Origin of the sequence: Vibrio sp. Y20_XG_PY13 (assembly GCF_024181925.1) — a bacterium.
GTDB lineage: Bacteria > Pseudomonadota > Gammaproteobacteria > Enterobacterales > Vibrionaceae > Vibrio > Vibrio parahaemolyticus.
In genome coordinates this window covers 102,723-129,434 of record NZ_JAMZAL010000010.1, presented here as the reverse complement: position 1 = coordinate 129,434, position 26,712 = coordinate 102,723, and the positions used below count along the sequence as shown (strand labels likewise).

General features: G+C 46.5%; 22 protein-coding genes. 3 read left to right on the top strand and 19 right to left on the bottom strand.

The window, feature by feature from the left end:
• Positions 1 to 16 precede the first annotated feature (16 nt).
• From astA to NL646_RS19820, 4 genes are all read right to left on the bottom strand, one after another.
• Positions 17 to 1,036, bottom strand: coding sequence for an arginine N-succinyltransferase (astA, locus tag NL646_RS19835; RefSeq protein WP_005458129.1), 1,020 nt, complete (start codon positions 1,034 to 1,036; stop codon positions 17 to 19).
• Between the two features lie 109 nt (positions 1,037 to 1,145).
• Positions 1,146 to 2,357, bottom strand: a complete 1,212-nt coding sequence (locus NL646_RS19830; protein ID WP_253664598.1) for an aspartate aminotransferase family protein — start codon at positions 2,355 to 2,357, stop codon at positions 1,146 to 1,148.
• A gap of 361 nt (positions 2,358 to 2,718) precedes the next feature.
• The gene (locus NL646_RS19825; RefSeq protein ID WP_005458124.1) at positions 2,719 to 3,306 is read right to left on the bottom strand and encodes an aminodeoxychorismate/anthranilate synthase component II; all 588 of its coding nucleotides are present in this window, start codon (positions 3,304 to 3,306) and stop codon (positions 2,719 to 2,721) included.
• Between the two features lie 177 nt (positions 3,307 to 3,483).
• A complete protein-coding gene (locus NL646_RS19820; protein ID WP_253664597.1) occupies positions 3,484 to 6,438 on the bottom strand; it encodes an ExeM/NucH family extracellular endonuclease in 2,955 nt (984 codons plus the stop codon).
• A 535-nt stretch (positions 6,439 to 6,973) separates the two neighbouring features.
• Between NL646_RS19820 and NL646_RS19815 the strand changes: the two genes are divergently transcribed.
• Positions 6,974 to 7,348 (top strand): hypothetical protein, encoded by a 375-nt coding sequence (locus NL646_RS19815; protein WP_024699762.1) that lies wholly within the window; start codon positions 6,974 to 6,976, stop codon positions 7,346 to 7,348.
• A gap of 64 nt (positions 7,349 to 7,412) precedes the next feature.
• On the opposite strand, the gene trpS is transcribed toward NL646_RS19815, so the two are convergent.
• From trpS to nsrR, 5 genes are all read right to left on the bottom strand, one after another.
• Positions 7,413 to 8,429, bottom strand: coding sequence for a tryptophan--tRNA ligase (gene trpS, locus NL646_RS19810; RefSeq protein WP_253664596.1), 1,017 nt, complete (start codon positions 8,427 to 8,429; stop codon positions 7,413 to 7,415).
• A gap of 115 nt (positions 8,430 to 8,544) precedes the next feature.
• Entirely contained in the window at positions 8,545 to 9,231 is a 687-nt protein-coding gene (locus tag NL646_RS19805) for a phosphoglycolate phosphatase (RefSeq protein ID WP_005496518.1), read from the bottom strand.
• A gap of 102 nt (positions 9,232 to 9,333) precedes the next feature.
• The gene (gene rlmB / locus NL646_RS19800; protein WP_005455666.1) at positions 9,334 to 10,077 is read right to left on the bottom strand and encodes a 23S rRNA (guanosine(2251)-2'-O)-methyltransferase RlmB; all 744 of its coding nucleotides are present in this window, start codon (positions 10,075 to 10,077) and stop codon (positions 9,334 to 9,336) included.
• Positions 10,078 to 10,139: 62 nt separating this feature from the next.
• Entirely contained in the window at positions 10,140 to 12,647 is a 2,508-nt protein-coding gene (gene rnr, locus NL646_RS19795) for a ribonuclease R (RefSeq protein ID WP_020839777.1), read from the bottom strand.
• A gap of 115 nt (positions 12,648 to 12,762) precedes the next feature.
• Positions 12,763 to 13,188, bottom strand: coding sequence for a nitric oxide-sensing transcriptional repressor NsrR (nsrR, locus tag NL646_RS19790; RefSeq protein ID WP_020839778.1), 426 nt, complete (start codon positions 13,186 to 13,188; stop codon positions 12,763 to 12,765).
• 158 nt (positions 13,189 to 13,346) lie between these two features.
• On the opposite strand from nsrR, the gene hmpA reads away from it, so the two are divergent.
• Positions 13,347 to 14,531, top strand: coding sequence for an NO-inducible flavohemoprotein (gene hmpA / locus NL646_RS19785; RefSeq protein WP_253664595.1), 1,185 nt, complete (start codon positions 13,347 to 13,349; stop codon positions 14,529 to 14,531).
• 82 nt (positions 14,532 to 14,613) lie between these two features.
• Here hmpA and NL646_RS19780 read toward each other — a convergent pair whose 3' ends face one another.
• Positions 14,614 to 15,249, bottom strand: coding sequence for a tetratricopeptide repeat protein (locus tag NL646_RS19780; protein ID WP_005496512.1), 636 nt, complete (start codon positions 15,247 to 15,249; stop codon positions 14,614 to 14,616).
• 229 nt (positions 15,250 to 15,478) lie between these two features.
• Positions 15,479 to 16,795: an adenylosuccinate synthase gene (locus NL646_RS19775; RefSeq protein WP_005460670.1), complete on the bottom strand. Its 1,317-nt coding sequence runs from the start codon at positions 16,793 to 16,795 to the stop codon at positions 15,479 to 15,481.
• 173 nt (positions 16,796 to 16,968) lie between these two features.
• Here NL646_RS19775 and NL646_RS19770 point away from each other — a divergent pair, with 173 nt between their 5' ends.
• Positions 16,969 to 17,154 carry a DUF2065 domain-containing protein gene (locus tag NL646_RS19770; protein ID WP_005480030.1) on the top strand — a complete coding sequence of 62 codons (186 nt, stop codon included), beginning with the start codon at positions 16,969 to 16,971 and terminating at the stop codon, positions 17,152 to 17,154.
• 78 nt (positions 17,155 to 17,232) lie between these two features.
• Here the strand turns inward: NL646_RS19770 and hflC are convergent, their stop codons facing one another.
• The 8 genes from hflC to tsaE all read right to left on the bottom strand — a co-directional run bounded on the left by hflC (position 17,233) and on the right by tsaE (position 26,383).
• On the bottom strand, positions 17,233 to 18,213 hold the full coding sequence (gene hflC / locus NL646_RS19765) for a protease modulator HflC (protein WP_005460668.1): 981 nt from the start codon (positions 18,211 to 18,213) through the stop codon (positions 17,233 to 17,235).
• A 2-nt stretch (positions 18,214 to 18,215) separates the two neighbouring features.
• Positions 18,216 to 19,418 carry an FtsH protease activity modulator HflK gene (gene hflK / locus NL646_RS19760; RefSeq protein WP_005460667.1) on the bottom strand — a complete coding sequence of 401 codons (1,203 nt, stop codon included), beginning with the start codon at positions 19,416 to 19,418 and terminating at the stop codon, positions 18,216 to 18,218.
• Positions 19,419 to 19,463: 45 nt separating this feature from the next.
• Positions 19,464 to 20,753 carry a ribosome rescue GTPase HflX gene (gene hflX, locus NL646_RS19755; RefSeq protein WP_005496507.1) on the bottom strand — a complete coding sequence of 430 codons (1,290 nt, stop codon included), beginning with the start codon at positions 20,751 to 20,753 and terminating at the stop codon, positions 19,464 to 19,466.
• Between the two features lie 38 nt (positions 20,754 to 20,791).
• A complete protein-coding gene (hfq, locus tag NL646_RS19750) occupies positions 20,792 to 21,055 on the bottom strand; it encodes an RNA chaperone Hfq (protein WP_005438329.1) in 264 nt (87 codons plus the stop codon).
• Positions 21,056 to 21,248: 193 nt separating this feature from the next.
• Positions 21,249 to 22,181, bottom strand: coding sequence for a tRNA (adenosine(37)-N6)-dimethylallyltransferase MiaA (miaA, locus tag NL646_RS19745; RefSeq protein ID WP_025627381.1), 933 nt, complete (start codon positions 22,179 to 22,181; stop codon positions 21,249 to 21,251).
• Positions 22,178 to 24,187: a DNA mismatch repair endonuclease MutL gene (mutL, locus tag NL646_RS19740; RefSeq protein WP_029840462.1), complete on the bottom strand. Its 2,010-nt coding sequence runs from the start codon at positions 24,185 to 24,187 to the stop codon at positions 22,178 to 22,180. The genes miaA and mutL overlap by 4 nt, the downstream gene beginning before the upstream one ends.
• A gap of 22 nt (positions 24,188 to 24,209) precedes the next feature.
• Positions 24,210 to 25,925 (bottom strand): N-acetylmuramoyl-L-alanine amidase, encoded by a 1,716-nt coding sequence (locus NL646_RS19735; protein WP_025818664.1) that lies wholly within the window; start codon positions 25,923 to 25,925, stop codon positions 24,210 to 24,212.
• A complete protein-coding gene (gene tsaE, locus NL646_RS19730) occupies positions 25,919 to 26,383 on the bottom strand; it encodes a tRNA (adenosine(37)-N6)-threonylcarbamoyltransferase complex ATPase subunit type 1 TsaE (RefSeq protein ID WP_005457080.1) in 465 nt (154 codons plus the stop codon). Before tsaE ends, NL646_RS19735 begins: the two co-directional genes overlap by 7 nt.
• Positions 26,384 to 26,712: the final 329 nt, after the last annotated feature.

Below are 26,712 nucleotides of genomic sequence, written 5' to 3'. Positions count from 1 at the left end.
TAAATTCTGTCGTCTGTTACTGCGGTAGAAGGCGAACGAAATCCCCTTCCTTCACCAAGAGCGCATCAGCTAATTCAGGCGCCAGCACAACGCTTTGCGTTTCTGCGTCGTAAGCGGCTTTTGCTGCAGCGGCACGGAAGTTCTCGAATGACGAGTTACACATCAAGAAGTCTTGAGTGCTGGTATGCGCTGAGATTTTGACTTGAGCACGGAATGAATGACGTACCGATTCGATATTGCGTAAGTCACATTCAACCGTTGGACCGCCATCGAAGATGTCGACGTAGCCACGGTTGGTAAATCCTTCACGCTCTAGCAGCTTCAGCGCTGGGCGCGTGTTGTCATGCACTTGACCAATCACCGCTTGTGCTTCTGGGCTCAATAGGTTGATGTAAATTGGCAGCTTTGGCATTAAGTCAGCGATAAAGCCTTTCTTGCCGATGCCGGTAAGATAATCTGCAAGTGTGAAATCAATAGAGAAGAAATGCTCTTGTAACCATTGCCAGAATGGAGAATTACCATTCGCATCAGAGACGCCACGCATCTCGGCAAAGATGGTTTTAGAGAAACGCTCCGGGTGCTCCGCCATCATAAGAAAGCGGCACTTAGACATCAGACGGCCATTTAGGCCCTGGCGATATTTTTCGCGTAGGAACAGCGTACAAATCTCACTGTTCCCCGTGTAGTTGTTGCCAAATGTCAGTAGTTTAACGACGTTATTTACGCCGAGTTTTGGCGAAGAGTGAACCACTTTACTGATGTGATATGAGTAGAACGGTACGTCCCAGCCAATAGATGCTTCGATTCCGGTGGTACCCGCAACCTCACCCGATTCAGAGTCAAAACCCACCATTAGGTAGCCTTCGTCACCGGGCTCGGTCACGTCGGGCTTACCAAAGCTGTACTCCGAGTGTTTGATTCGATTGGTTAACAGTTCTTCGTTAACCGGTAGAGATGTAAATCCGTGACCAGACTCCACCGCACAGGTGTGCAGCGCGTCGTAATCCGACATCGCGATAGGGCGAACTACTAGCATCAATACTCCCTCCAGATGCAAGAAGATCCTAACTATATTGTAGGAACAATTCCCCCATCAGAGATCCTTGACGGGGGTGTCTGCGTTGACGTTTAAACTGATATCGCGCTTAAACTAAAGTCGCGATGGCTTTATCCAGTTTCGCCAAGCCTTCTTCAATTTCTTGTTGTGTGATAACGAGTGATGGTGTGAAACGCACGACATTGGCACCCGCAACCAATACCAATAGACCTTGTTTACCTGCAGCAACCAGCACATCACGTGCACGGCCTTGCCACTCTTCATTCAGCGCAGCGCCTAGCAATAGACCTTTGCCACGAACTTCAGAGAATAGGTTGTACTTCGCATTGATCTTTTCTAGACCTGCGCGGAACAGCGCTTCGCGCTCTAAAACACCAGCAAGCACTTCTGGTTTTGTCACTTCGTTAACGACCGCTTCTGCCACTGCACATGCCAATGGGTTACCACCGTATGTTGAACCGTGAGTGCCCACTTTCAGATGCTCAGCCAGTTTTGCTGTTGTTAGCATTGCACCGATAGGGAAACCACCACCCAGTGATTTCGCTGTGCTTAGAATGTCTGGCGTGATACCTAGACCTTGGTAAGCATAGAAATGACCAGTACGTCCGTTACCCGTTTGAACTTCATCAAAGATAAGTAGCGCGTTGTGCTTGTCACACAGTTCACGTACTGCTTGAGCAAATTCCGGAGTTGGTGGCACGATGCCGCCTTCGCCTTGTAGCGGCTCCATCATAACCGCACATGTGCGCTCTGACATGTGTGCTTGAAGTGCTTCGATATCGTTGTATGGTAAGTGCGTAACATCGCCTGGCTTAGGACCAAAACCGTCTGAGTAAGCCGCTTGACCGCCAACCGTCACAGTAAAGAATGTACGACCGTGGAAACCTTGTTTAAATGCGATGATTTCTGATTTTTCAGGGCCATGAACATCTGCCGCGTAACGGCGTGCTAACTTCAGTGCCGCTTCGTTGGCTTCTGCGCCCGAGTTAGCAAAGAATACGCGCTCAGCAAAGCTCACTTCAGTTAGCTTTTTCGCAAGGCGAAGTGCCGGCTCGTTCGTCATCACGTTACTTAGATGCCACAGCTTGTTGCCTTGCTCAGTCAACGCATCAACCATTACTGGATGACAATGACCCAAGCAGCTCACTGCAATACCACCAGCAAAGTCGATGTACTCGTTATCGTCCTGATCCCAAATACGTGAGCCTTTGCCTCTTACAGGGATCATTTCCATCGGGTTATAGCAAGGTACCATCACCTCATCGAATAAACCGCGCTCTACTTTAATTTCCGTTGTCATTGCACATTCCTTCTTGATACCGCATGCGTAGCAGATAAGCGAATTTAACCGGCCATCGTTGCCAGCAAATAATGTTTTGCATTTAAGCTATTGCGGCATTGTATTTACATTTAATTAACCATTTCAATAGTGATTTATTCTTTTCGTATTGCTGCGCAACTGCCGTTAATCACTACTTATGAGTATTTATGCATCAAGAAAGTAAAATAGAGAAGTGAATTTTTACAAAAGTTATGTAATACAGGGGTTAGACGAGTCAAAATGGCGTGCATAAGCAGACCATCAACCATGAAACGCATAGTTTTGCATTCCACTTACACCGTCAAAAAGATGAACAATTTGTTAAGAAAAGTGATCGAGATCAGATCGCTCTGCGTGCAAGAAAGTTGGCTAACAGCTCATGTCCTTGCTCAGTTTTGATTGATTCTGGATGAAACTGCACAGCATCAATAGGCAGGGTTTTGTGCTGATATCCCATTATTTCGTCCATGCTGCCATCAGGCAGTTCCGTCCAAGCAGTCAATTCAAACACATCGGGTAACGTGCCGTTTTTCACCACGAGAGAGTGGTAGCGGGTTACCGTAAGTGGGTTATTTAGATTTTTAAACACACTGCGCCCCGTGTGGCGGATCGGCGATGTTTTACCATGCATGACTTGTCTCGCACGCACAACTTCGCCACCGAACACTTGCGCAATGGCTTGATGACCAAGGCACACCCCTAAAATAGGAAGCTTACCGGCGAAATGCTCTATCGCTTGCAGGGAAATACCCGCTTCGTTTGGCGTACAAGGCCCAGGGGAAATCACCAAATGGGTTGGATTGAGGGCTTCGATACCTTGAATGTCGATTTCGTCATTGCGCACGACCTTTACCTGAGCACCAAGCTCGCAAAAGTATTGGTAAAGGTTGTAAGTGAAAGAATCGTAGTTATCGATGATCAACAACATAACGTGTCGGCTGCTCCAATCCGTTTTGGCAAGGCTTAAGGATCAATTGTCTGGTTTACCACAATTGAGGGCGGTATTTTGCAACACCCAATTAGAAAGGCAAGTCTTTGCGCAATAAAAAGGCCAGCATCGGCTGGCCTTTGAGTTTTACAGCTATGTTTTTAGGACAGGAGTGGCTTAACGGCGGCGGCGGAACAAGCCAAGTCCAAGCATTGCTAGCAGTGCACCAAACCCAAACGAACCACCATCAGAGTCTTTCGAATCTGTGGTGCCCGTTTCAGGTTGAGTCATAGAGACTGCACGAACAGAGCTAAACTTAACGACGTTGCCAGTCGAGTCTGTCACTTTCTCTTCCAGTTGGTAGTTACCTTGCTCTGGCGCCTGTTCAAACTCAACATTCACGCTGCGCGCTTTAATGTCCGTTTGATCTAAAGTCTTGCTCGCTGAGTAAGCTTTTGCATCACTACTTACAGCGGCAGCTTGAGTCGCGACGGTTAAGCTAACAGTCACGATGTCACCTGCAACCGCGTTTGGTGGCAAACGTACATCTACCGCTAAATTTTCACCCGCTTTCGGTAAATCGATATCCGTATCAGGTAAGTCAATCGCGATGATCACAGGATCGTGGTCAGATGCCGAGAACGCGTCTTTGTATTTCGGCATATCACCTGTGTATTTGCTGCCGTACTCAAACAAGTTACTTTCTAGTGAGTTAATGTGCCAATCTTCAATCGCTACCACTTTTTGCGCCAAGCTGTTGCTTGCCAAGGCGTGGTCTAAATTGCCCAACTCACCAGAATAGGTGTACGAGAACGTGTCTGTGCCATGCAGCAAGGTATTAAGGTTGTTCAGGCCGTAACCTTGTTTGATTTGCGTTTGCTCAACTTGCAACTCACCACCGTTGATTGTGGTGTAACCCGCTGTGTAGATATCACGTCCGTATTTCTCTTTCGAGTAGTCAGTCAGTGTCAGTAGTGGATCTTCCATACCATACGCATTGAGGTCCCCCATCAGCAACACATCGCCTTTCACGTCTTTCAACGCTTCACCCACTGCGTGCGCAGCAGAAACACGGAAGTTGTTACAGTTGCCTTGCAGATCCGCAGGCTCCGAGTCTTCTACGCCAGCGATCCACTCTTCAATACATTCAGAACCTTTCGATTTGAAGTGGTTAACGACGATAGAAAGATCTTCACCGCTCTCTTGTACCGTGAAGGTTTGCAACAAGCTGTGGCGTTGGTATTTGTCGTACGCAGGGTTGCTCTCAGCACCATCTTTACGAGTAATGGTGTTTTCGGCAATGTGCTGCTCTGGCGTGAAGATCACTTTCGCCGCTTCTTTTGGCGTGACCACTTTCGCGCGGTACAAGATAGCAACCATGATCGCATCACTTCCGAAGTACTCTTCTTGGTACTTGTCTTTATCTGCGATTTCAACGTAAGTGTAATGATCGTCTGCGTCATCGATTTCTGCATTCAATGCATCCACCAAGTTTTGCACAGCACTGCCATCACCGAAGCCGTTATTTTCCACTTCCATCAAACCAATGATGTCAGCATCCATCTTATTCATCGCAGACACGATCTTCGCTTGTTGGATCAAGAACTCATCGTGATTCGTCGCGCCACGGTTTTGGCCTGTCGGGTTGTTGTTTCCGCTGTCTGCAACCGAAGTGAAGTAGTTAAGCACGTTAAAGCTTGCAACGCGTAAATCCGACTCAGCGATAGCTGGCGCCGCTTTACGCTCTACATCAAAGCCATCACCTGCTGCCACAAAGTTAGTGTTATTTACATCGTTCGTCGCGATCAGACGGTATTCGTTGTAGCTGTAATTCACTACGCCCTGTAAACCTTCAACGCGCGAACCTAAGCGAATGTGCTGTTCAGATGAACCGTCTTGATCCAAATCTTGACCAAACTCAGGGTAGTAAGGAATTTTGCCGTTCGGTGCTTTGGCATCAGATTCTAGGAAAACTCGATTCTCTGCATTTTGTTTTGCTAGCTCGACCGCTTCTGCACTGTCTGCTGCGTGAAGCTGAGTTGGCTTAAAGAGTGGAGCTTGGTGCGACAACATCATGTTGTTACGTTTTGAATCGTAATCGTAAGAGAAGTTGCGAGTAACAAACAAATCACTGGCTGAGTTCAGCGTCACTTGCATCCCTTCATGGCGCTCTAACGCATCACGCAGAGTTTCGCCTTCTTTGATCACAAGCGGCGTCACCAATGGAATGTCTGACGAGCCAGTTTTTACATAGCTGGTTGCGTCAGAAGAAAGCTGAGTATTGCTGTAGTACTCCTGAACCTTACCTTTCACACAAACTACATCACCAGGCTTTAGCTCGGTATCTGCGGCGTTCGTATGAATAAATAGACCTTCTGACGTCTTATCGTTGTTATCGTTCTCGATAGCTTGCAGGTAGAAGCCTTTCGTCAAACCGCTAGTAACAGCGCTCACGACACCAGTAACAAAATGCTCTTCTGTCGTAATGTATGGGTAACCATCGATAAATGGCGAAGAAGCACCTTCACCTTGAATGTCTTGAATGGATGTGAACGTTGGCGCGTGTCCATCCACTTCACACACAAATGTTGCAGGTGGCTCAGCTGCATTCAGCTCGCCCAAGCCATCAATGTTGTCTTTTGCTAACGTTGTCCATTGAGAAGATTGGAAAGTCGCAGAAGGCGTCAGTGCGTCACCGTTACGTACCAAAGTGGCGTCTTTGCCAAATGCTACACCACCCATCACGCCGACCATGTCGTGAACTTCACCATCTTTTAATAGTGCGAGAGGATCGTCACCATTAAAGTTCGCCACGTTTTTATCGGTCTGGTCAGCCACTGCTTTAATCGCATCGCTGGCATCACCATGGGCAAGAACAAACACCTGCTTCGCTTGCAACGTCACTTGGCTCAAATCGATCTTGCTGCCCCAAGTGCCACCACCATTAGATGATTTCGCTAGCTCATAACCTGTTAGCGTGACTGCGGCATCACCGGTATTCGCGATCTCGACCGCTTTATTATACGAGCCACCTTCTACGTACTGGGAAATGATAATTTCTGCATTCGCGTTAGCGCTAAGCGCACTGGCGATGGTTAATGCAAGTATTGAGGGTTTGATTAACGTGTCCATTGTCGTACCTGATATTTATTTAAATGCAAACTAAGCTCCGATCAGAGCCTACCATTTGCGTCTACTATCAGGTTTATTTATGAAATAAATAAGAAAGAGCAGTAAAAGCCGTGAAATAAATCACATGTGAATCTATAAAAATATGCCAAAACAGCGTATTCAAACATATTTTGTAATAAATACTGTTCAGTAGTGCAGCAGGAAAGCAAAATTAGACTAATTGCTCAGTTTATTTTTCCATTCCATGTTATGGAATACATCAATACTTTCTTGGTACACTAAGTTATTATTTCGAGCGCTTTCATGCTTCATTAAATATAATTAATTACTAATTTAGAATATTGCTACTTTGGTTTATTTCAGAATCTCGCTTGTTATTTACTCCCCAGCTTTCCGCACTCGCCATTTACACTTCAAATTTTTATCAATCAAAAATGATAAATTCCAACAACACAGTGGAGAAAAACATACACAAGCGTTATAAAACCAACGCGAGACAATAAGATCTCATCCATCATCTATCGTGGAAAAATCAATGAAAACAATTCAACGTATTGGACTAGCTCTCTCCGCGTTTGGGCTTATGACGGGCTGTCAGCTAACATCTTCTGAACCGCTTTACCCAACCGCCAATCAAAAAACTATCCAATCAGCAAAAAATGAGTTCAAGGGAATGGAAGAGTTTGAAGTCAGTGACGATGGTGTCATTTCTTTTCGTGCCCGCCTGCCTGGACCAGACTATTACTGGGAGCCATATAAAATCAAACAGTTAAGTTACGAGATATCCTGTGTTTTCCTCACTAATTATGTGGATCGTGGGATGGTGGTGAAGTCTTCGTTTTTAGGCGCTCGTGGCCGCGTTGAGTACTATGATATGGAGCGCTGTATGGACAACACACCCTTCGAGTAATTTTCTCAGCACATAAAAAAAGCTCCACCGAAGTGGAGCTTTTTGGGTATTGGATTACTTGAGATTACGGACGAGCAACAAAACCGACAGCTTCGTATGCTTTTTTCAGTGTTTCCGCCGCGCGAGCCGATGCTTTCTCCGCGCCTTGCTTCATCACTTCATCCATAAACGCACGATCTGAACGAATACGACGGTATTCTTCTTGAATTGGCTCAAGCATCGCAACAACCGCTTCACCCACGCCTTTCTTGAATGGGCCGTACATTTCAACGCCTTTGTATTTCGCTTCAATCTCTTCAAAGCTCATGCCTGTCGCTGCAGAGTAAAGACCCATTAGGTTTGCAATACCCGCTTTGTTTTCAACATCATGGCGAATGCTTGGTGGCGTTTCGGTATCCGTTTGGGCTTTATTGATCTTCTTGATGATCGATTTCGGCTCTTCAAGCAGCGTGATAACATTCTTACGGTTATCATCAGACTTCGACATTTTCTTCGTCGCATCTTGAAGGCTCATTACGCGCGCGTTAACCGTTGGAATGTATGGCTCAGGTACCGTGAAGATTGGGCTTTCTGGCGAGTAAATGTTGTTGAAACGCGTTGCGATATCACGCGCTAATTCTAGGTGCTGCTTCTGGTCGCTACCTACTGGCACTTGGTGTGCGCCGTAAAGCAGGATGTCTGCTGCCATTAGCACTGGGTAATCAAACAGACCCACGTTTACGTCGTTCGCGTAACGTGCAGACTTGTCTTTAAACTGAGTCATACGGCTCAGTTCACCCATTTGAGTGTAACAGTTAAGAAGCCAACCAAGTTGAGCATGCTCTGGTACGTGTGACTGAACAAATAGCGTGCTCTTCTTCGGATCAACACCAACTGCCAGACAGATCGCCAATGCGTCTAGAGTCGCTTCATGTAGGGCTTTAGGATCTTGGCGAACCGTAACCGCGTGAAGGTCTACAACACAGTATTGGCAATCATAATCGTCTTGCATCTGCTGCCATTGACGTAGAGCACCCAAGTAGTTACCGATACTTAGTTCACCTGACGGTTGAACACCACTCAATACAATGGGTTTGCTCATTAGAATGATTCCTTTGACTTCTTAATCTAATTAAAATGAAAAACCGTGCGGCTTTTAGCGCACGGTTTACTCAGTGTACTCATTAACAAGTATTTTGGAAGCTCTTTTGTTACCGTTATGCAGAAACGGCTACTACTTCCAATAATTCAGATAAACTGTCTGCGACAAAATCTGGGTTTGAAGCTGAAATAGGCTCACCATGGTTGTAACCGTATGTTAAACCAAACGAAGCACAACCTGCGTTTTTCGCAGCAAGGATGTCATTCTTCGAGTCGCCAACCATCAGCATTTCGCTCGCTTTCACCTGATGTTTTTCCATCAACCAGTTCAGTGCGACTGGATTTGGTTTTTTCTCAGGGAATGCATCACCACCCAATACGTCCACGAAGTATTTTGCGATGCCATGTTGCTCTAGAATTTCTGGAACAAACTTCGATGGTTTGTTCGTTACAAGCGCCATCGTAAAGCCTGCCTGATGTAGCTCTTCTAGCGTCTCTTTTACTGTTGGGTAAAGATGGCTCAGCTGATGACCGCTTTGCGCGTAAAAGTCATCAAACAGCTCGCGTCCTTTTGCACGCAGCTCTTCACTAAGATCGCTACTGATGGTCATGCTTTGGCTTAGTGCACGGCCAATCAGGACGTCAGCACCGTTACCTACGTAATCACGTACTTGCTCTTCCGATACTGCAGGGTAACCCAAAGCTTGTACCGCTTGGTCTGCAGCAACCGCCAAATCAGGTACGCTATCCAACAATGTGCCATCCAGATCGAACGCAATCAGTTTAATATCTTGTTGAGTCATAATTTCCCTAGCTAAAAATAACAAAGGATGGTTTCCCATCCTATGTGTTTGATTCTTCAAGCCACTAAGCCTTTGGGCTCAGTGACATATGGTCTCATTCGCTTACTTCGCAGCCAAGCGCTGACGAACTGCTTCGAATAAACAGATGCCTGATGCAACCGACACATTCAAACTTGATACGCTACCTGCCATTGGGATTTTAATCAAATCATCGCAAGTTTCTCGCGTTAGGCGGCGCATGCCATCACCTTCTGCGCCCATGACAATTGCCAGAGGACCAGTCAGTTTTGCTTGATAAATGTCGTGTGTCGCTTCACCCGCCGTACCCACGAACCAGATGCCCTGCTCTTGCAGAGTACGCATTGTGCGCGCTAGGTTGGTTACACGAATCAAAGGCACCACTTCTGCAGCACCACAGGCTACTTTGCTTACTGTTGCATTCATTGGTGCTGATCGATCTTTTGGAACGATAATCGCAGCAACACCAGCAGCATCGGCGTTACGTAAACAGGCACCAAGGTTGTGAGGGTCAGTCACGCCATCCAAAACCAATAGCAACGGTGTCTCATGCTGCGCTAGGATGTCGTCAATGTCGTTTTCGTTCAGCTGTTTTGCTGGTTTTACGCGCGCGATGATGCCTTGGTGGTTTGCACCATGTGCTTTGTCATCCAAGGTTTTACGCGTCATTTGTTGGATAGAAACACCACACACCTGCAAATCGTTCAAGATTGGCATTAGGCGATCGTCTTGGCGTCCTTTTAGAACGTACGCTTCAATAAAACGTTCTGGTTCGCGTTCCAATACCGCTTTCACGGCATGAATGCCGTAAATAAATTCGTTACTCATTACTTAACCTGTTTCTGTGCTTCGCTCACCGCCAATCTGCGGTAACAGATTGGCGCTTCAGCCTACTGCGCGTCTTGCTTAGTGCGCTTGGTTTTCTTTGGCTTACTGTGTGGCTTTTTCTTGTGGGCTTTCTTCACCTTTGGCTTCTTTGCACTGTCGTCATCCCCACGTTTTGGCCCTTTGCGTTTACGGCCAGAATCCGTTTGTTCTGGGCGCTTAGTTGGCTCAATAGCAGGAACAGCGCGCGCTGTAGCACCTTCTTTTGATGAAGAACGTGTCGCCGCACGTTTTTTCTCTTTGGCTTTGCGTTGCGCTTCCGCAGCTCGTTTCTTAGCTGTCTTACCTTCGCCGCGTAGCTTACGACTTGTTTCGACCAATTCAAAGTCAATTTGCTTGTCATCTAGGTTAACAGCCAGCACTTTTACTTTGACCGCATCACCCAGACGATAGATGTTACCGAAGCTTTCACCGATAAGTCTTTGACCAATAGGATCAAACTGGTAGTAGTCGTTCGCAAGCGTTGAAATGTGCACCAAACCATCGATATGCAGATCGGTCAAGCGCACGAAGAAGCCAAAACTGGTGACGTTAGCAATCACGCCTTCCAGCTCATCGCCGACGTGATCTTGCATGTATTCACACTTCAACCAATCCGCAACTTCACGCGTTGCATCATCAGCACGGCGCTCTGTCATTGAACATTGTTCGCCGTAGAAGTCCATATCATCAAATGAGTAATGGTAACCACCCGTTGGCGTCCAACGGTCTTGGTTGCGGCCTTCTTCTTTAGCGATCAAATACTTGATAGCACGGTGCAGCAACAAGTCAGGGTAACGACGAATTGGTGACGTAAAGTGCGCGTAACGCTTAAGCGCCAAGCCGAAGTGGCCTGCGTTGTCCGCGTTGTACACCGCTTGCTTCATGGAGCGCAACAGCATGGTTTGGATCAGCTCTTGGTCTTGACGACCTGCAATTTGACGCGCGAGATCGGCGTAGTCTGTTGGAGAAGGCTCTAAACCACCTTTCAACTCTAAACCTAGCTCACTTAGGAAATCGCGGAAGCCTTGCAAGCGCAGCTCACCCGGAGATTCGTGAATACGATACAGTGCAGGCTCTTTGGCTTTTTCTACCAACGATGCCGAGGCAATGTTAGCTAAAATCATACATTCTTCGATGATCTTATGCGCATCATTACGAATCACTGGCTCAATGCTTTCAATCTTGCGCTCAGCATTAAAAATGAATTTGGTTTCGACAGTTTCAAACTCAATCGCACCACGTTGATCACGCGCTTCTTTCAACACTTTGTACATCGCGTGCAACTCTTCAAGATGCGACACGAGTGGCTGGTAGCGTTCACGCAGTTCTTCATCACCTTCAAGAATCGCGCTCACTTTGCTGTATGTGAGACGAGCGTGGGAATTCATTACCGCTTCGTAGTGCTTGTAGCTTGAGAGCTTACCGCTTTCAGAAATGGTCATCTCACACACCATACACAAGCGATCCACTTGCGGGTTAAGCGAACACAAACCGTTTGAAAGCACTTCAGGCAACATTGGGACAACTTGCGATGGGAAGTACACAGAGTTACCACGGTTGATGGCTTCTTTGTCTAACGCTGAATCTGGGCGCACGTAGTAGCTTACGTCTGCGATTGCGACCCAAAGACGCCAACCACCATCTTTTTTCTTCTCACAGAAAACGGCGTCATCGAAGTCTCGCGCATCTTCACCGTCAATGGTAACGAGCGGCAATTCACGCAAGTCAACACGGCCAACTTTCGCTTCTTCAGGGACTTCTTCGCCCAAGTTTACGATTTGTTTTTCGACCGCTTCTGGCCACTCATAAGGGATTTGATGGGTGCGAATTGCGATTTGTGTTTCCATACCTGGCGCCATATTTTCGCCAAGAACTTCAACCACTTTACCCATCATGCCACGCGAGCGAGAACCACGATCGGTAATTTCAATCACCACGACGTTACCCATACGAGCGCCAGCTTTATGCTCGTTCGGGATCAGAATATCTTGGCTGATGCGCGAATCATCCGGCACAACATATGAGTAGCCGTACTCAAGGAAGAAGCGGCCAACAATCTGGCTATTGCGCTCTTCAAGTACGCGAACTAAGCGACCTTCACGACGACCACGCTTGCTGTTGTCTGTTGGTTGCACCAGCACGAAATCACCATGAATGATGTTCTTCATTTGGTGATGTGGCAGCAAAATATCATCGTCCTTGCCGACGCTGCCTTCTGGACGTACCCAACCGTGACCATCTTTGTGGCCAATCACGTAACCTTTCACCATTTCAAGTTTTTCAGGCAATGCGTAGCATTGACGGCGGGTAAACACCAGTTGACCATCTCGTTCCATAGCACGTAAACGGCGGCGCAACCCTTCGTATTGCTCTTCGCCCGCTAACTTTAAAGCTTCGAACAAGTCATTGCGATTCATTGGTACGCCCGCTTGCTCAAGGAACTCGAGGATGAACTCTCGGCTTGGAATTGGATTTTCGTAATTTTGGGATTCACGATCTGCGAATGGATCGTTTGGAATATTGTCTGACATAGGCACGCCTATCTAGCAAGGAAGGTATAGAGCTAGTATATCTGAGTCTCTCGATAACCTACAGAATTGCTTTGAAAAAAGAATGATCGAGATCGACTCTGGAACTGCAAATAAACTAAGGGCGAGCAAGCAGGATCAAAAGCTCAGAGTTATCGCTCAGTAAGGATTCAATGGTGCACTCATCCAACTCGGCGAGGAAGGCACTTTTTGCTTTGGCAAGCTTATCTTTGAGGCGACATGCGGGGGTAATGTGGCAAAACTCCACCCCACAATTGACCAAATCTAACGGCTCCAAATCTCGCATGACACCACCAACGGTGATCTCAGACGCTGGCTTCATCAAGCGAATACCACCGTTTTTACCGCGCACGGTATGCACGTAGCCTAGCTGCCCTAAACGGTTGATTACTTTGACCATATGATTACGAGACACACCAAACAAATCCGTCACTTCGGTGATATTGGTCAGCTCATCTTTTGGCAATGATGCTAAATAAATCAAGGTTCTCAGCGCGTAATCAGTAAAGCTCGTTAACTGCATGTTCTCTCCCAGAGTGCGACTTAATAGCTCAATGTCAGTGACGAAACAACCAACTTACGCTATCGACAAAAGTGTAAATCTTTTCTTGATCGAAAGATACATTTGAGATACAACTTTAAACATGCATTACAAATACAACTTAAAAATAGGAAGTTCTTATGCTCAGCAATCAAACCATTGAGATCGTGAAAGCGACCGCGCCACTAATCGCAGAAACAGGACCAAAACTGACCGCTCACTTCTATGACCGCATGTTTACTCACAACCCTGAGTTAAAAGACATTTTCAACATGAGCAATCAGCGCAATGGCGATCAGCGTGAAGCGCTATTCAATGCCATCTGTGCATACGCTGCTAACATTGAAAACTTGCCTGCTCTGCTTGGCGCTGTGGAGAAAATTGCGCATAAACACACCAGCTTTTTGATCACGAAAGATCAATATCAAATCGTAGGTAAACACTTGATCGCTACGATTGATGAGTTATTCAATCCGGGCCAAGAAGTTTTAGACGCGTGGGCTGAAGCTTATGGCGTATTGGCTAATGTATTTATCCAGCGCGAAGAGCAAATCTATCAAGCGAATGCATCGCAAGAAGGTGGTTGGCGAGGGCTACGTGAGTTTGAGTTGGTCGGTAAACAATTGGAAAGTGAACACATTTGCAGTTTTGTTTTCAAACCGACGGATGGCAGTAAAGTGACGAAGTACAAGCCTGGGCAGTACCTCGGCATCTACATCAACAGCGATAAGTTTGAAAACCAAGAGATCCGTCAATACAGCCTATCTTCTTCGGTTCAAGAGAACACTTACCGCATCTCCGTAAAACGTGAACAAGGCGGTAAAGTATCCAACTATCTGCACGATGAGCTAAACATCGGCGATAAAGTAAAACTCGCAGCGCCAGCGGGTGATTTCTTTATGGATGTAGACACCAATACACCAGTGGTGCTGATTTCTGCAGGTGTCGGCCTTACGCCAACACTGTCAATGCTAGAAAGCTTGACGGAACATCACGCGCCAGTGACTTGGGTACATGCAACAGAAAACAGCAAACACCACGCCTTTAAAGAGCACGTAAACCAGCTAGTCACAGCGAAAGAAAACATGAACGCGCTCATTTGGTATAACCAACCAACGGCAAAAGACAAGATAGGTGAAGACTTCCACTTTACCGGCTTTGTAAACCTGCATGAAATCGAAGCCGCACTCAAACAAGACAACGTACAAGTGTACTTCTGTGGTCCGGTGGGCTTTATGCAGCACGTCGCGAAACAGCTACAAGAACTTGGCGTCCCTGAGGAACAATTCCATTACGAATGCTTTGGCCCACATAAGGTGGTTTAAGCGCGTTCACCTATCGGGAAAACAACAAAGCCCACGAAGTGTGGGCTTTGCTGTATGAAGTTACCGAGAATTTTCTGGAGATCTACCAGAACATGTCACGCCTTTTTGCGCGTGCAATGATGTTTTGTGGCATACGCTGTTCTAGCCCACGCCTTAACACGGCAATGCGTTTGTGTTGACGCTGATCGGCGGTCACCGAGTTGTACAACCAGCGGTAAGCATCTTCATAGTCCAACGGACTACCGTAATCGCGTAGCAGTAATTCAGCCAGATGAATACGCGCGTTTAAATTACCCATAGAAGCCGCTTCACGCAAATACGGAATCGCACGCTCTTTGTCTTGTTGCACCAAAGTACCGCGCGAATAGTAACGTCCAATCTGCTCTAATGCCGCAGGTAAGCCTTGCTGCGCGGCATTTTCCATGTAGTAGAGCCCCAGCTCGACATCTTGCTCGACACATACGCCCCACGCCAACATGTCGCCATATAAGAACTCGTAAGCAGGCAAGTTAATTCGAGTCGCACGAGCTACGATATCTTCCACCAGCTGGCAGTTATCAGCGCGCACGCGTTGTAAATGCTTATTCTGCTCAATAAGCTTTATCAGTTCTGCTTCGGTGTAGATGGGGACTGGCGCGCCAACATCAGCAGCACTCGCTCGCACTGTTGTGGCAGACAGCATCAGTAACAGTGAAGCAGCCACTGTTCGTAACTTCATAAACGTACTCTTCAAGGTATCTGAGAAACCAAAGATCAGCCAAGGATCTCCTCTGCTTGATAAACTTATCGGCAATCAGCAGCTAAGCTTTAGACAATTTTTGCCTCTTCCTTAAGCTTAACGGCAATAACTTGCCATATGCAGATTATTTATCGCTGTGGGTATTTTTATCTCAGATACAAAAAAGCCGACCTTGAGGTCGGCTTTTAAAATCTCTAACGAGTACTTATTAAGCTTCGAATGGGTGAACCTTAATGATAGTTTCGTTACGGTCTGGACCAGTTGAGATGATGTCTACTGGTACGCCCGTTAGCTCTTCGATACGTTTGATGTAGTTTAGAGCTGCTTGTGGTAGAGCATCTAGTGACTTAGCACCAAATGTGTTCTCAGACCAACCTGGCATTGTTTCGTAGATTGGCGTCGCTTTTTCGAATGCTTCAGCAGCCATTGGAGACACTTCTAGTACAGAGCCATCTTCCATCTTGTAACCAGTACAGATTTTAAGCTCTTCTAGGCCATCTAGTACATCTAGCTTAGTTAGACAGAAACCAGATACAGAGTTGATTTGGATTGCACGACGCATAGCTACAGCATCGAACCAACCAGTACGACGTAGACGACCAGTGGTTGCGCCGAACTCGTGACCTACAGTACCTAGGTGCTTACCTACTGGGTCTTGCTTCTCTAGACCATCGTATAGCTCAGTCGGGAATGGACCTGCACCAACACGAGTACAGTACGCTTTCGCGATACCTAGAATGTAACCGATGTGACGAGGACCGAAACCAGAACCTGCAGCAACACCACCAGCAGTCGTGTTAGAAGAAGTTACGTATGGGTAAGTACCGTGGTCGATATCAAGTAGTGTACCTTGCGCACCTTCGAACATGATCTTGTCGCCGCGCTTGCGTGCTGCGTCTAGTTCGTCAGTTACGTCGATAACCATTGAAGTTAGTAACTCTGCGTAGCCTTTTGCTTCTTCAAGCACTGCTTCGTAGCTTACTGGCTCAGCTTTGTAGAAATTAACTAGTTGGAAGTTGTGGTATTCCATAACTTCTTTAAGTTTCTCAGCGAAAGCTTCCATATCGAATAGGTCGCCAACGCGTAGACCGCGACGAGCAACTTTATCTTCGTATGCAGGACCGATACCACGACCAGTTGTACCGATAGCTTTTTTACCGCGAGCGATTTCGCGAGCTTGGTCCATTGCAACGTGGTAAGGAAGAATTAGAGGACATGCTTCAGAAATGAAAAGACGTTCGCGTACTGGAATACCACGCTCTTCAAGAGGTTTCATTTCTTTAAGTAGAGCTTCAGGTGATAGTACAACACCGTTACCGATAACACATTTTACGTTATCGCGAAGGATACCTGATGGAATTAAGTGAAGAACGGTTTTTTCACCGTCAATTACAAGAGTGTGACCTGCGTTGTGACCGCCTTGGTAGCGCACCACGTATTTTGCATCTTCAGTTAAAAGGTCTACAATTTTACCTTTACCTTCGTCACCCCATTGGGTGCCTAGAACGACTACGTTATTTCCCATCTTTCCAAGTCTGATTGCTAGTTAAAAATGGATTCTAGCACCGAATCGCAATTCTTGCAGTCATTTTTTGTTCACAGAGTTGATACCAGAATGTAATCTCATCAACGCTGTACATTTCGAAATCAATACATCACTGATAATATTTACTTTTCTAAATTCGACTGGAAATCTTTATGTCTGACTCTATTTGGCTAGCGATTGGACTTGTTTTAATTGTCGAAGGCATAGGCCCTTTGATCGCGCCAAACGGCTGGCGAAACATGGTGGCACAGCTGAGTGAACAACCGGACAACCAGCTACGGCGCATTGGTGGCTGCCTTGTGGTGGCGGGAGCCGTCATCGCATTTATGATGAGCTAATGTTTGGTGGCATACCAATGGTACAACCGATACAAAAAAGGCTCCTTACGGAGCCTTTTTAGATTTCAGATGGTCCGCTTATTCAGCTTTCGCACCTTTCGCGTTATTCATGTACTGGAAGAAGTCACTCTTCGGATCCAGAACAAGAATGTCGTTCTTAGAGCTGAATGATTTTTCGTATGCTCTTAGAGAACGTAGGAAGCTGAAGAACTCAGGATCTTTGTTGTATGCATTCGCATAGATCTTCGCTGCTTCTGCATCCGCTTCACCGCGTGTAACACGAGCGGTTTTATCCGCTTCTGCAAGAATGGTTGCTACTTCAAGTTCCGCTTGTGCACGAATGATTTCTGCTTTCTCACGACCTTGAGAACGGTGCTTACGAGCTACCGACTCACGCTCAGCGCGCATACGACGGTAAATCGACTCACTGATCTCATCAGGAAGGTTGATTTTCTTCATACGGAAATCGACAACACGAACACCCAAGTCTTTCATTGCACTTTCACGAGTATCTCGCAGTACATCCGACATGATTAGGTCACGTTCACCATCAATTTCTAACGCTTCACGTGCCGCTTCTGTGTTCACTTCATCACTGCTTGCGTCTTCTGGTAGCACGTCATCATTACGTGGACCTGAAACGATTTGTTTGATTTCACGAGCACCAATTTCAGAACGAAGTACGTCTGTGACTTTACGCTCAAGAAGTGCTTCAGCTGTCAGAGAGTTACCACCGCCTGTTGCTAGGTAGTAACGGCCGAAGTCTTCAATACGCCATTTCACGTACGAATCGATGATAACGTCTTTTTTCTCTGACGTTACGAAACGGTCAGCACGTCCATCCATCGTTTGAATACGAGCATCTAACTGCTTCACGCGATCAAACAGTGGCATTTTGAAATGCAGACCCGGCTCATAAATTCGAGTGATGTCGTTGTTGTCTTTAAGAACACGACCAAATCGAACCACAATACCGCGCTCACCTTCAGGAATCACAAACAGAGACATCAGCATCAATGCTAGTGCGATTACCAGTACAGGGATCATTAACTTACGCATTCTTAGTATCTCCCTTGACGTGTACCTGTTGAACGAGACTGCGTGTTCGATGTTTCTTCTTGTGTACGCTCAGACTCTAGTTGAATGTGATCGTAGGTTGAAGAAGATTTCGATTTACGTTTAGTGTCTGTTTGACCTTCTTGACCTGCCAATTTATCGATTGGTAGGTACAAAAGGTTGCCGCTTGATTCAGAGTCAATCAACACTTTAGATGTGTTGGTGTAAACCTCTTCCATCGCGTCAATGTACAGACGGTCACGTGTTACGCCAGGAGCCGCTTGGTATTCAGGTAGTAGTTTTTCAAACTGTGCTACTTGACCCAATGCTTCGTTAGTTACACGCTCGTTGTAACCTTGAGCTTCTTTCTTCAAACGTTCAGCACGACCCGTTGCCTTCGGCAAGATTTCGTTCTTGTAAGCTTCTGCTTCACGGATGAAACGCTCTTCATCCTCACGCGCAGCAATCGCGTCATCAAACGCATCTTTTACTTGCTCTGGCGGACGTGCAGACTGGAAGTTCACGTCAACAATCACCAGACCCATATCATAGCTATCGATGATTTGGTTTAGTGTTTCTTGAGTGCTTTGACGAATTTGCTGACGACCACTGGTTAGAATGCTATCCATTAGTGAATCACCAATTACCGCACGTAGTGCAGAGTCTGTTGCTTGACGCAAGCTATCATCTGCGTTGGTCACGCGGTATAGGTATTTGTATGGGTCAGCAACTCGGTATTGAACGTCCATTGCAACCGTTACTACGTTTTCATCTTTCGTCAGCATTAGACCAGATGCACGTAGTGAACGAATCGCTTGTACGTTAACCGCTTCGTATTCATCAATAAAACGAGGACGCCAGTTAAGGCCTGGGTCTACGATACGATCGTATTTACCTAAACGCAGTACAACACCACGTTCTGCTTCACCGATGGTGTAAAAACCAGCGAAAATCCACACCGCAATTGCAATGATCGCAATGACACCAAAGCCAATTGCACCACCGCCACCGCCGATAGAGGAACCACCGCCGCCTTTTTTACCAAACTTGCCACCCAGCTTTTGACTCAGTTTGTTGAACACTTCATCTAAATCTGGCGGACCTTGATCTCGGCCACCAGGACGCTGGCCACCACGATTATTATTACCCCAAGGGTCATTATCGCGGCCATTGTTGCCGTTGTTATTTCCAGGCTCATTCCACGCCATTAGAAAGCTCCATCATTTGATATGACGTTATACTGTAGCAGTCCTTTAAGTGACTATAAAGTCAGTCAAAACTGCCCCTTCTCTTTTTTCAAGTCTAGACCAATCTACTTGCTGCATTCGAATATCGATCAACAAGTTACCATCCTGGTCGTATTCCTCACGTTGAATACACTTCATTTGGAAGAATGTACTACGGAATCTTCCTTGATACTGTGGAGGAATTCGCAACTGATGCTCGACCATTTGCGACGCCAGACGTTCCGTCAGCGCATCAAACAGGAGCTCAATGCCCAATCCTTCCATTGCAGATACCCAGACCGCACGAGGAACCCCTTCCTCATCACGTTCTATACGTGGTGTCTGCGACTCTAGATTGTCGATTTTGTTCATGACGACAAGCGTCGGCACTTCGTGCGCGTCGATCTCTTCTAATACTTCATGAACAGCTTGAATATTCTCACGAAAACGCTCATCACTGGCATCAACAACATGTAACAAAATGTCAGCTTCTTGCGTTTCCTGCAAGGTCGCTTTGAAGGCAGCAACCAAGTCGTGAGGCAAATGTCGAATAAAACCAACCGTATCTGCCAGTATGGCTGGGCCAACATCCGCTAATTCCATCTTACGTAGTGTAGGATCCAAAGTAGCAAACAATTGGTCAGCGGCATACACGCCAGCTTCGGTTATTCGGTTGAAGAGTGTCGACTTACCCGCGTTGGTGTAACCCACGAGAGAAATTGTTGGGATTTCAGCTCGATTTCGGGCACGGCGTCCTTGTTCACGCTGCTTGGCTACCTTTTCTAGGCGGCGCAGGATGGCTTTGATTCGTTCACGCAATAAACGACGGTCGGTTTCCAGCTGGGTTTCACCCGGGCCACGTAAACCGATCCCCCCTTTCTGCCTTTCAAGGTGCGTCCAACCACGAATTAAACGAGTAGAAATGTGTCGAAGTTGGGCCAGCTCGACCTGTAGCTTACCTTCGTGTGTTCGTGCTCGTTGAGCAAAGATATCGAGGATGAGACCAGTGCGGTCGAGAACTCGACATTTGCACAGTGCTTCGAGGTTACGTTCTTGGGCAGGAGAGAGGGAGTGATTAAAAATCACAATTTCAGCACCAGTCAACTGTACCGTAGTAGCAATTTCTTGGGCCTTACCCTCTCCGACATAGTATTTCGGGTGTGGGGATTGACGACTACCAGTTACAACTTGCAGCGTCTCAACCCCAGCGGAAGAAACCAGCATCTCGAACTCAGCCAGATCTTCCCATTCACCTTCTTGCGTGAAGTTGATATGAACAAGTACGGCTCGCTCACCGGATTCATAACGGTCAAACAAGCAATCAACTCCTTATTTTAAAAATACTCGATGAAGAATTAATCTTCTGATTTCTCTTGTGGACGGTCGCCTTGAGGACGATCACCGCTGTGGTGGCTCACTGGACGAGCCGGCACAACTGTAGAAATCGCGTGCTTGTACACCATTTGGTTTACAGTATTTTTCAGCAGGATCACGAATTGATCGAATGATTCGATCTGACCTTGTAGCTTGATACCGTTCACAAGGTAGATAGACACTGGAATACGCTCACGACGTAGCGCGTTTAGAAATGGGTCTTGTAGAGATTGCCCCTTAGCCATTTTATTTTCCTTATTTAATTTGTAGTTGTAATTATTTAGCTAGTGGTGCAATGCAAAAAGTACTGCTTTTGCATCTGAGCTAAACGAATCAAAAATGCACTCTAAGTAATTAGCAGCATAGTATAAAAACTGCCAACAACAGATCCTTTGAGAGTGCGTTCACGCAAAAACGATCACATTATACACAGCTATCTCAATCAGATGCTATTGCTTCTGACATGGTTTCGAGTGCCTGCTCAATGTTATCGCTATCCAACCAAGTTAAGTCATCCCAGCTGCGTAACCAGGTGATTTGACGCTTGGCCAATTGACGAGTCGCACATACGCCACGAAATACAGCTTCATCACGTGTGCACTCCCCATCTAAATACTCCCACATCTGTCGGTAACCAACGCAACGAATAGAAGGAAGATCCGGATGAAGATCTTTGCGCGCATACAACGCTTTCATTTCATCTTCAAAACCCGCTTCCATCATTTTGTCGAAACGCAGTTCAATGCGACGGTGAAGTTCTGCCCTATCCTTGGGAGCTATTGCAAACTGTTTAACTCGGTACGGCAGGCTTTCACCTTTAGTTTGAGTCAACTCAGTAAGAGTTTTACCTGAAATACGATACACTTCCAACGCCCTAGATAAACGCTGGGGATCATTTGGATGTATTCTCGCCGCTGATACAGGATCAATTTCTTTCAGTTCATCGTGCAACACTGACCAACCTTTAGTCAATGCTTCTTGTTCAATTTGCTGACGAATTTCAGGATTTGCAGCAGGAAGAGGTGATAAGCCTTCAAGTAATGCCTTGTAATACAGCATTGTACCACCCACTAGGAGTGGAATTTTTCCTTCTGCAACAATATCATCCATCGCTTGCAAAGCATCGCGGCGAAAGTCCGCCGCCGAATAAAATTCGCTAGGATCTAGGATATCAATTAAGCGGTGCGGCGCTAAACTCAACTCTCTTTCGTCAGGTTTTGCCGTACCGATATCCATTCCTTTGTAGATCAATGCAGAATCCACACTGATGATCTCAACCGGAAACTTTTGACGCAAGCGAATCGCTAGCTCGGTTTTACCTGATGCAGTTGGCCCCATCAAGAAAAGAGCCAAAGGTAGTTTGTCTGTCATGGTTTTAATTTGGCTATCGTGGCAGAGAAATCAACAGCAGATACGAATGTTTTATCGTCTAGTGGCAATTGACCATGCCTTAACTGTTCAAGTTCCGCAATAATTTGAATGGCTTCAGAGAGAGTATAGTGACTCTTGACCGTTGTGACCTGCACAGCAAGCCAATCGATCAGAGCAGGAAGCATCTGAGTTGACGCCTTTTCTCCCTTCATCCACGTTTGCGCGTAAGATAACAGATCTGGCACTAAATTTTGTAAGTTTTGTTGGCGTAATGGTGCTGGCACGCCCATGACCATTAGCGCTTTATCATTTCTGGCTTTTAATTGGATACCCAACTGAGCAAAGTCTTGTTGATAATCTTGTGCCAACTTCACTAAGTCAGTGTCCAACTTCATCGACAACGGTACTAATAAAGGCTGCGCTTTTAACGCTCCTTCACTTGGCGTCAACTGACCTTTGGTGCGATAGAACTCAGCTCGAGGTAATGAAACTAATGCTACTCCACTGTCGCTGCTCATCAGTACAAATTGTTCATCCACAACAGCCAACGCTTTCCCCAATGCTGTAACTTGAGGCAAACTCACTTCTCGAACGGACTCTGTCGATGTCGGTTGCTCAGCTTGTTGAGATTCGAAGTCGGGTGTTTTTAGCAGTTCATGGTAAGCGTGGACTTCTCGCTTACTTGGTGCAGGTTCAGCATGACGCTCTTTACCTACATTTGGTTTAGGCGCAGGTTTGGACTCAATCCAATCCGTTCGCTTAAAGGAATCTGCAATGCGCGCTTCACGCACAGATGAATCACTCGGCGCACGATCGCGTGGCTTTATCTCATAATCAGTACGTCCAGGGTACGTAGGCGTTTTATCAATCGCTTGATACACACGCTCTGGGACAGTAGTACTCACTGATTGTGGCGAGTATTGAGGCGTCGTTTCCGGTTGGCTTTCTCGCTCTTCAGGCTCTGCTCGATGGAACGCGGACTCATTGACTTGCGGCTTATCAATCACAGAGCTTTGTGCCAGTGCATCAGCCAAAGCTTGATAGATAAAGTCATGTACCAATCTTGCTTGGTGGAAACGCACTTCATGCTTCGCTGGATGAACGTTCACGTCCACCTGATGCGGGTCTAGCTCGATGAACAACACATAAGCGGCGAATTGATCCGGCTTTAAACTCATTTCGTAGCTTTGACGGATCGCATGATTAATCAGTTTGTCCCGCATCATGCGGCCATTCACGTAACAATACTGCAAATCGCTTTGCTGACGAGCCCCATCCGGGGTGGTGATCCAACCATGCAACTTGAGGCCTTGATGCTCAAGCTCAATACGAAGCATGTTACGCACAAATGCATTACCACACACCGCCGCTATACGCTTTTCGGTTTGCAGTTGATTCTTAGCCGCACGGTACTGGCGGATAACTTTGCCGTTATGGCGCACGTTGATCGAGACATCAAAGCGGCTCAGTGCAATGCGTTTTAACAGCTCGTCAATGTGAGCAAATTCCGTTTTTTCGGTACGCAGAAACTTACGGCGTGCAGGAGTATTGAAAAACAAATCCAGCACTTCAACCGTGGTACCAATGGGATGGGCAGCAGGCTGCAATTTGACCTGCATATCACGCCCTTCCGAATATGCACTCCACGCTTCTTCTTGCGCAGCAGGGCGAGAGGTTAATGTAAGACGAGAAACGGAACTGATACTCGCCAATGCCTCTCCACGAAAGCCCAAGCTCATGATCGCTTCTAAATCATCTAAGGTATGGATTTTAGACGTTGCATGACGACTGAGTGCCAGCCCGAGCTCATCTTTCGCAATCCCTTTTCCGTTGTCACGAACACGAATAAGCTTGGCACCGCCTTTTTCGATATCGATATCGATTCGGGTTGCGCCAGAGTCGAGGCTATTTTCCACCAACTCTTTGATGACAGAGGCAGGTCTTTCGACCACTTCCCCTGCCGCAATTTGGTTGGCGAGCCTAGCTGGCAAAATTTTTATCGTCATAATGAGTTAGAAGCTCACTTACTTATTTGTTTGGAATGATCAGGACTTGCCCAACAGCAAGCTCGTCCGAGCGCAAGTTGTTTGCTTGGCGAATACTCGCAACACTCACGCCATATTTGGACGCAATCTTACCAAGGTATTCCCCTCGCGCGACTTTGTGCTTGCGAATCGGTTTATCTTTCACTGCTACGGTGATCTTAAGTTTTTGACCAACCCATAAGGTATCGGATTTTAAGTTGTTCTCACGACGAATATCCGACAGCTTCACTTTATAGTGACTTGCGATCTTACCCAAGAACTCACCCGATTTAACGGTATGAGTAATCGTTTCAGTCTCTACTGTAATAGGCTTGCTTGGCACTTGGATCTTGCCAGCTGACGGAATACGCAGTTTTTGTCCAACCGCTAAGCTGGTCGATTTCAACTTGTTCTCAGCCATCAACGCTTTCGAGTTAGTACCGTATTTATTCGCAATCACAGACAGCGATTCACCACGCTTAACAATGTGCACCATTGGTTTAGAGGAAGGTGAGAACACCGTGCCTTCAGGTGGGTTATCTTTTAGATATTTAACCACCGCTTTAGAGATAGCCTGCGCTAACTTATCTTGGTGCGCGCGTTGGAACAGCAGTTTCTCTTCTGTTGGGTTAGAGATAAATCCAGTCTCTACAAGGACCGATGGAATTTGTGGCGAACGCAATACTGCCAGACTAGTGTTGATTGGCTTGGTGTTGTGTAGATGCGCGACGCGTCCCATTTCACCCAAAATTTCGGTCGCCAACTTGTAGCCTTCTTTTTGCGAATGGCTGAACTGGAGATCGAGCAAAGTTTGGTTCACGTTGCGGTCTTTCGTGTTCGTGACAAATGCATTGCCAGAACCACCGAGCAACTCGGACTGTTTCTCGTGGTTCTCAACCCAACGAGCAATCTCAGTGTTTGCGCGACGCGTATTCAATACGAATACCGATCCCCCACGAGGTTGTGGTGACGTGAACGCATCCGCGTGAACTGAGATTAACAGGTGCGCGTCATTTTCGCGGGCAAATGCAACACGGCGGTTTAAGTTAACAAAGTAGTCACCGGTACGCGTCATGCGCGTTTTGATTCCCGGCGTCGCATCAAGTTGCGCTGCAAGCTTACGAGAAATGCTCAGTACCGCGTCTTTTTCATACTTGCGACGAGATGGACCAATTGAGCCAGGGTCTTCACCACCATGACCAGGATCGATCACGATCAATACTTCTTGAGCACGCTGTACGGTACTCATGTCTTTGCTGGTTGTCGTCGGTTTGCTTGGTTTCGCTGCTGCTGTCGCGGTTTTCTTACCGTGTGGCAGGTCAATCACCAAACGATGCCCATATTGGCCGCCCGGCGTTGGACTGAGTTTGAATAACTCTGCCTGAACGTTTTTCTTTAATTCAAAAACAAGGCGATAGGTGCCTTTCTCTGGAGGCGAGCTTTTACGCACCAATTTAAGCACTGGGCTATCAGAAACGGTCACTGGCAATTTAGCTTGCATGGTGGTGTCTTTCATATCCACCACAAGACGGTCCGGCCCTGACAAAGAAAAATAGGAATAGTCCGCTTCCGAGCCTAAATCGATGACAACACGAGTCTCATCTGGGGAAGGCCACACTCGGAAACTTTTAACGACGTTAGCAAATGCTACATTGGGGATGATAAGGAGAAAAGTGGCGACAAACGTCGCCACTGCTCTAAAATTTGAAAGACTCAACATAGCTCCAATCGACTGAGTAACTGCACACCGTAATCATTGTTCGCCGTTATCTCAGCGACGCGTTGCTCACCTTGATAACGAATTTCTACATCTAAATCTGGTTGTGGCAGCAATCCTTGCCCTTTTTCAGGCCATTCAACCAAGCAGATCGCATCATCTGTGAAGTAATCTCGGATCCCCATGAATTCCAATTCTTCAGGATCTGCCAATCGGTAAAGATCAAAGTGGTAAACCTGCCACTTATCTAATTGGTAAGGTTCGACAAGCGTATAAGTCGGACTTTTCACGTTTCCTTGATGCCCAAGAGCACGGACAAAACCACGACTGAAGGTTGTTTTACCTGCACCTAAATCGCCATGCAGATAAATAGTGGTTTGTTGAGAACAAAGTTGAGCCAGCTCGGTGCCCAGTGCTACCGTTTCTTGCTCATCTTTTAAAGTAAATTGTTTCGTGCTCATTGATGCTTCTCTAACTAATGATCGTTGACTATATAAAAATCAAAAGAACAGGAATAGTAAACCGTGTTGGTTTTGAGAGACAAGCTTTCAAATGTCATATGTGCGAAAAAAGTAGCCAAAAACTGTAACTTATTTACCGAGTATTAACTTTGATCGAAAAGAGTTTAACTCACAGTTATAAGAACGCCGCATATAGCAAAAGGTTCCGTGATACATGCATAATGATTTTGCTGATAAAAACGCGCCAATGGCCATTCAGCCTGAACTTTGAGAAACGAATTTACGAGTACCAACCTCAACTTTACGGTAGCACCAATAGAATAGATCCG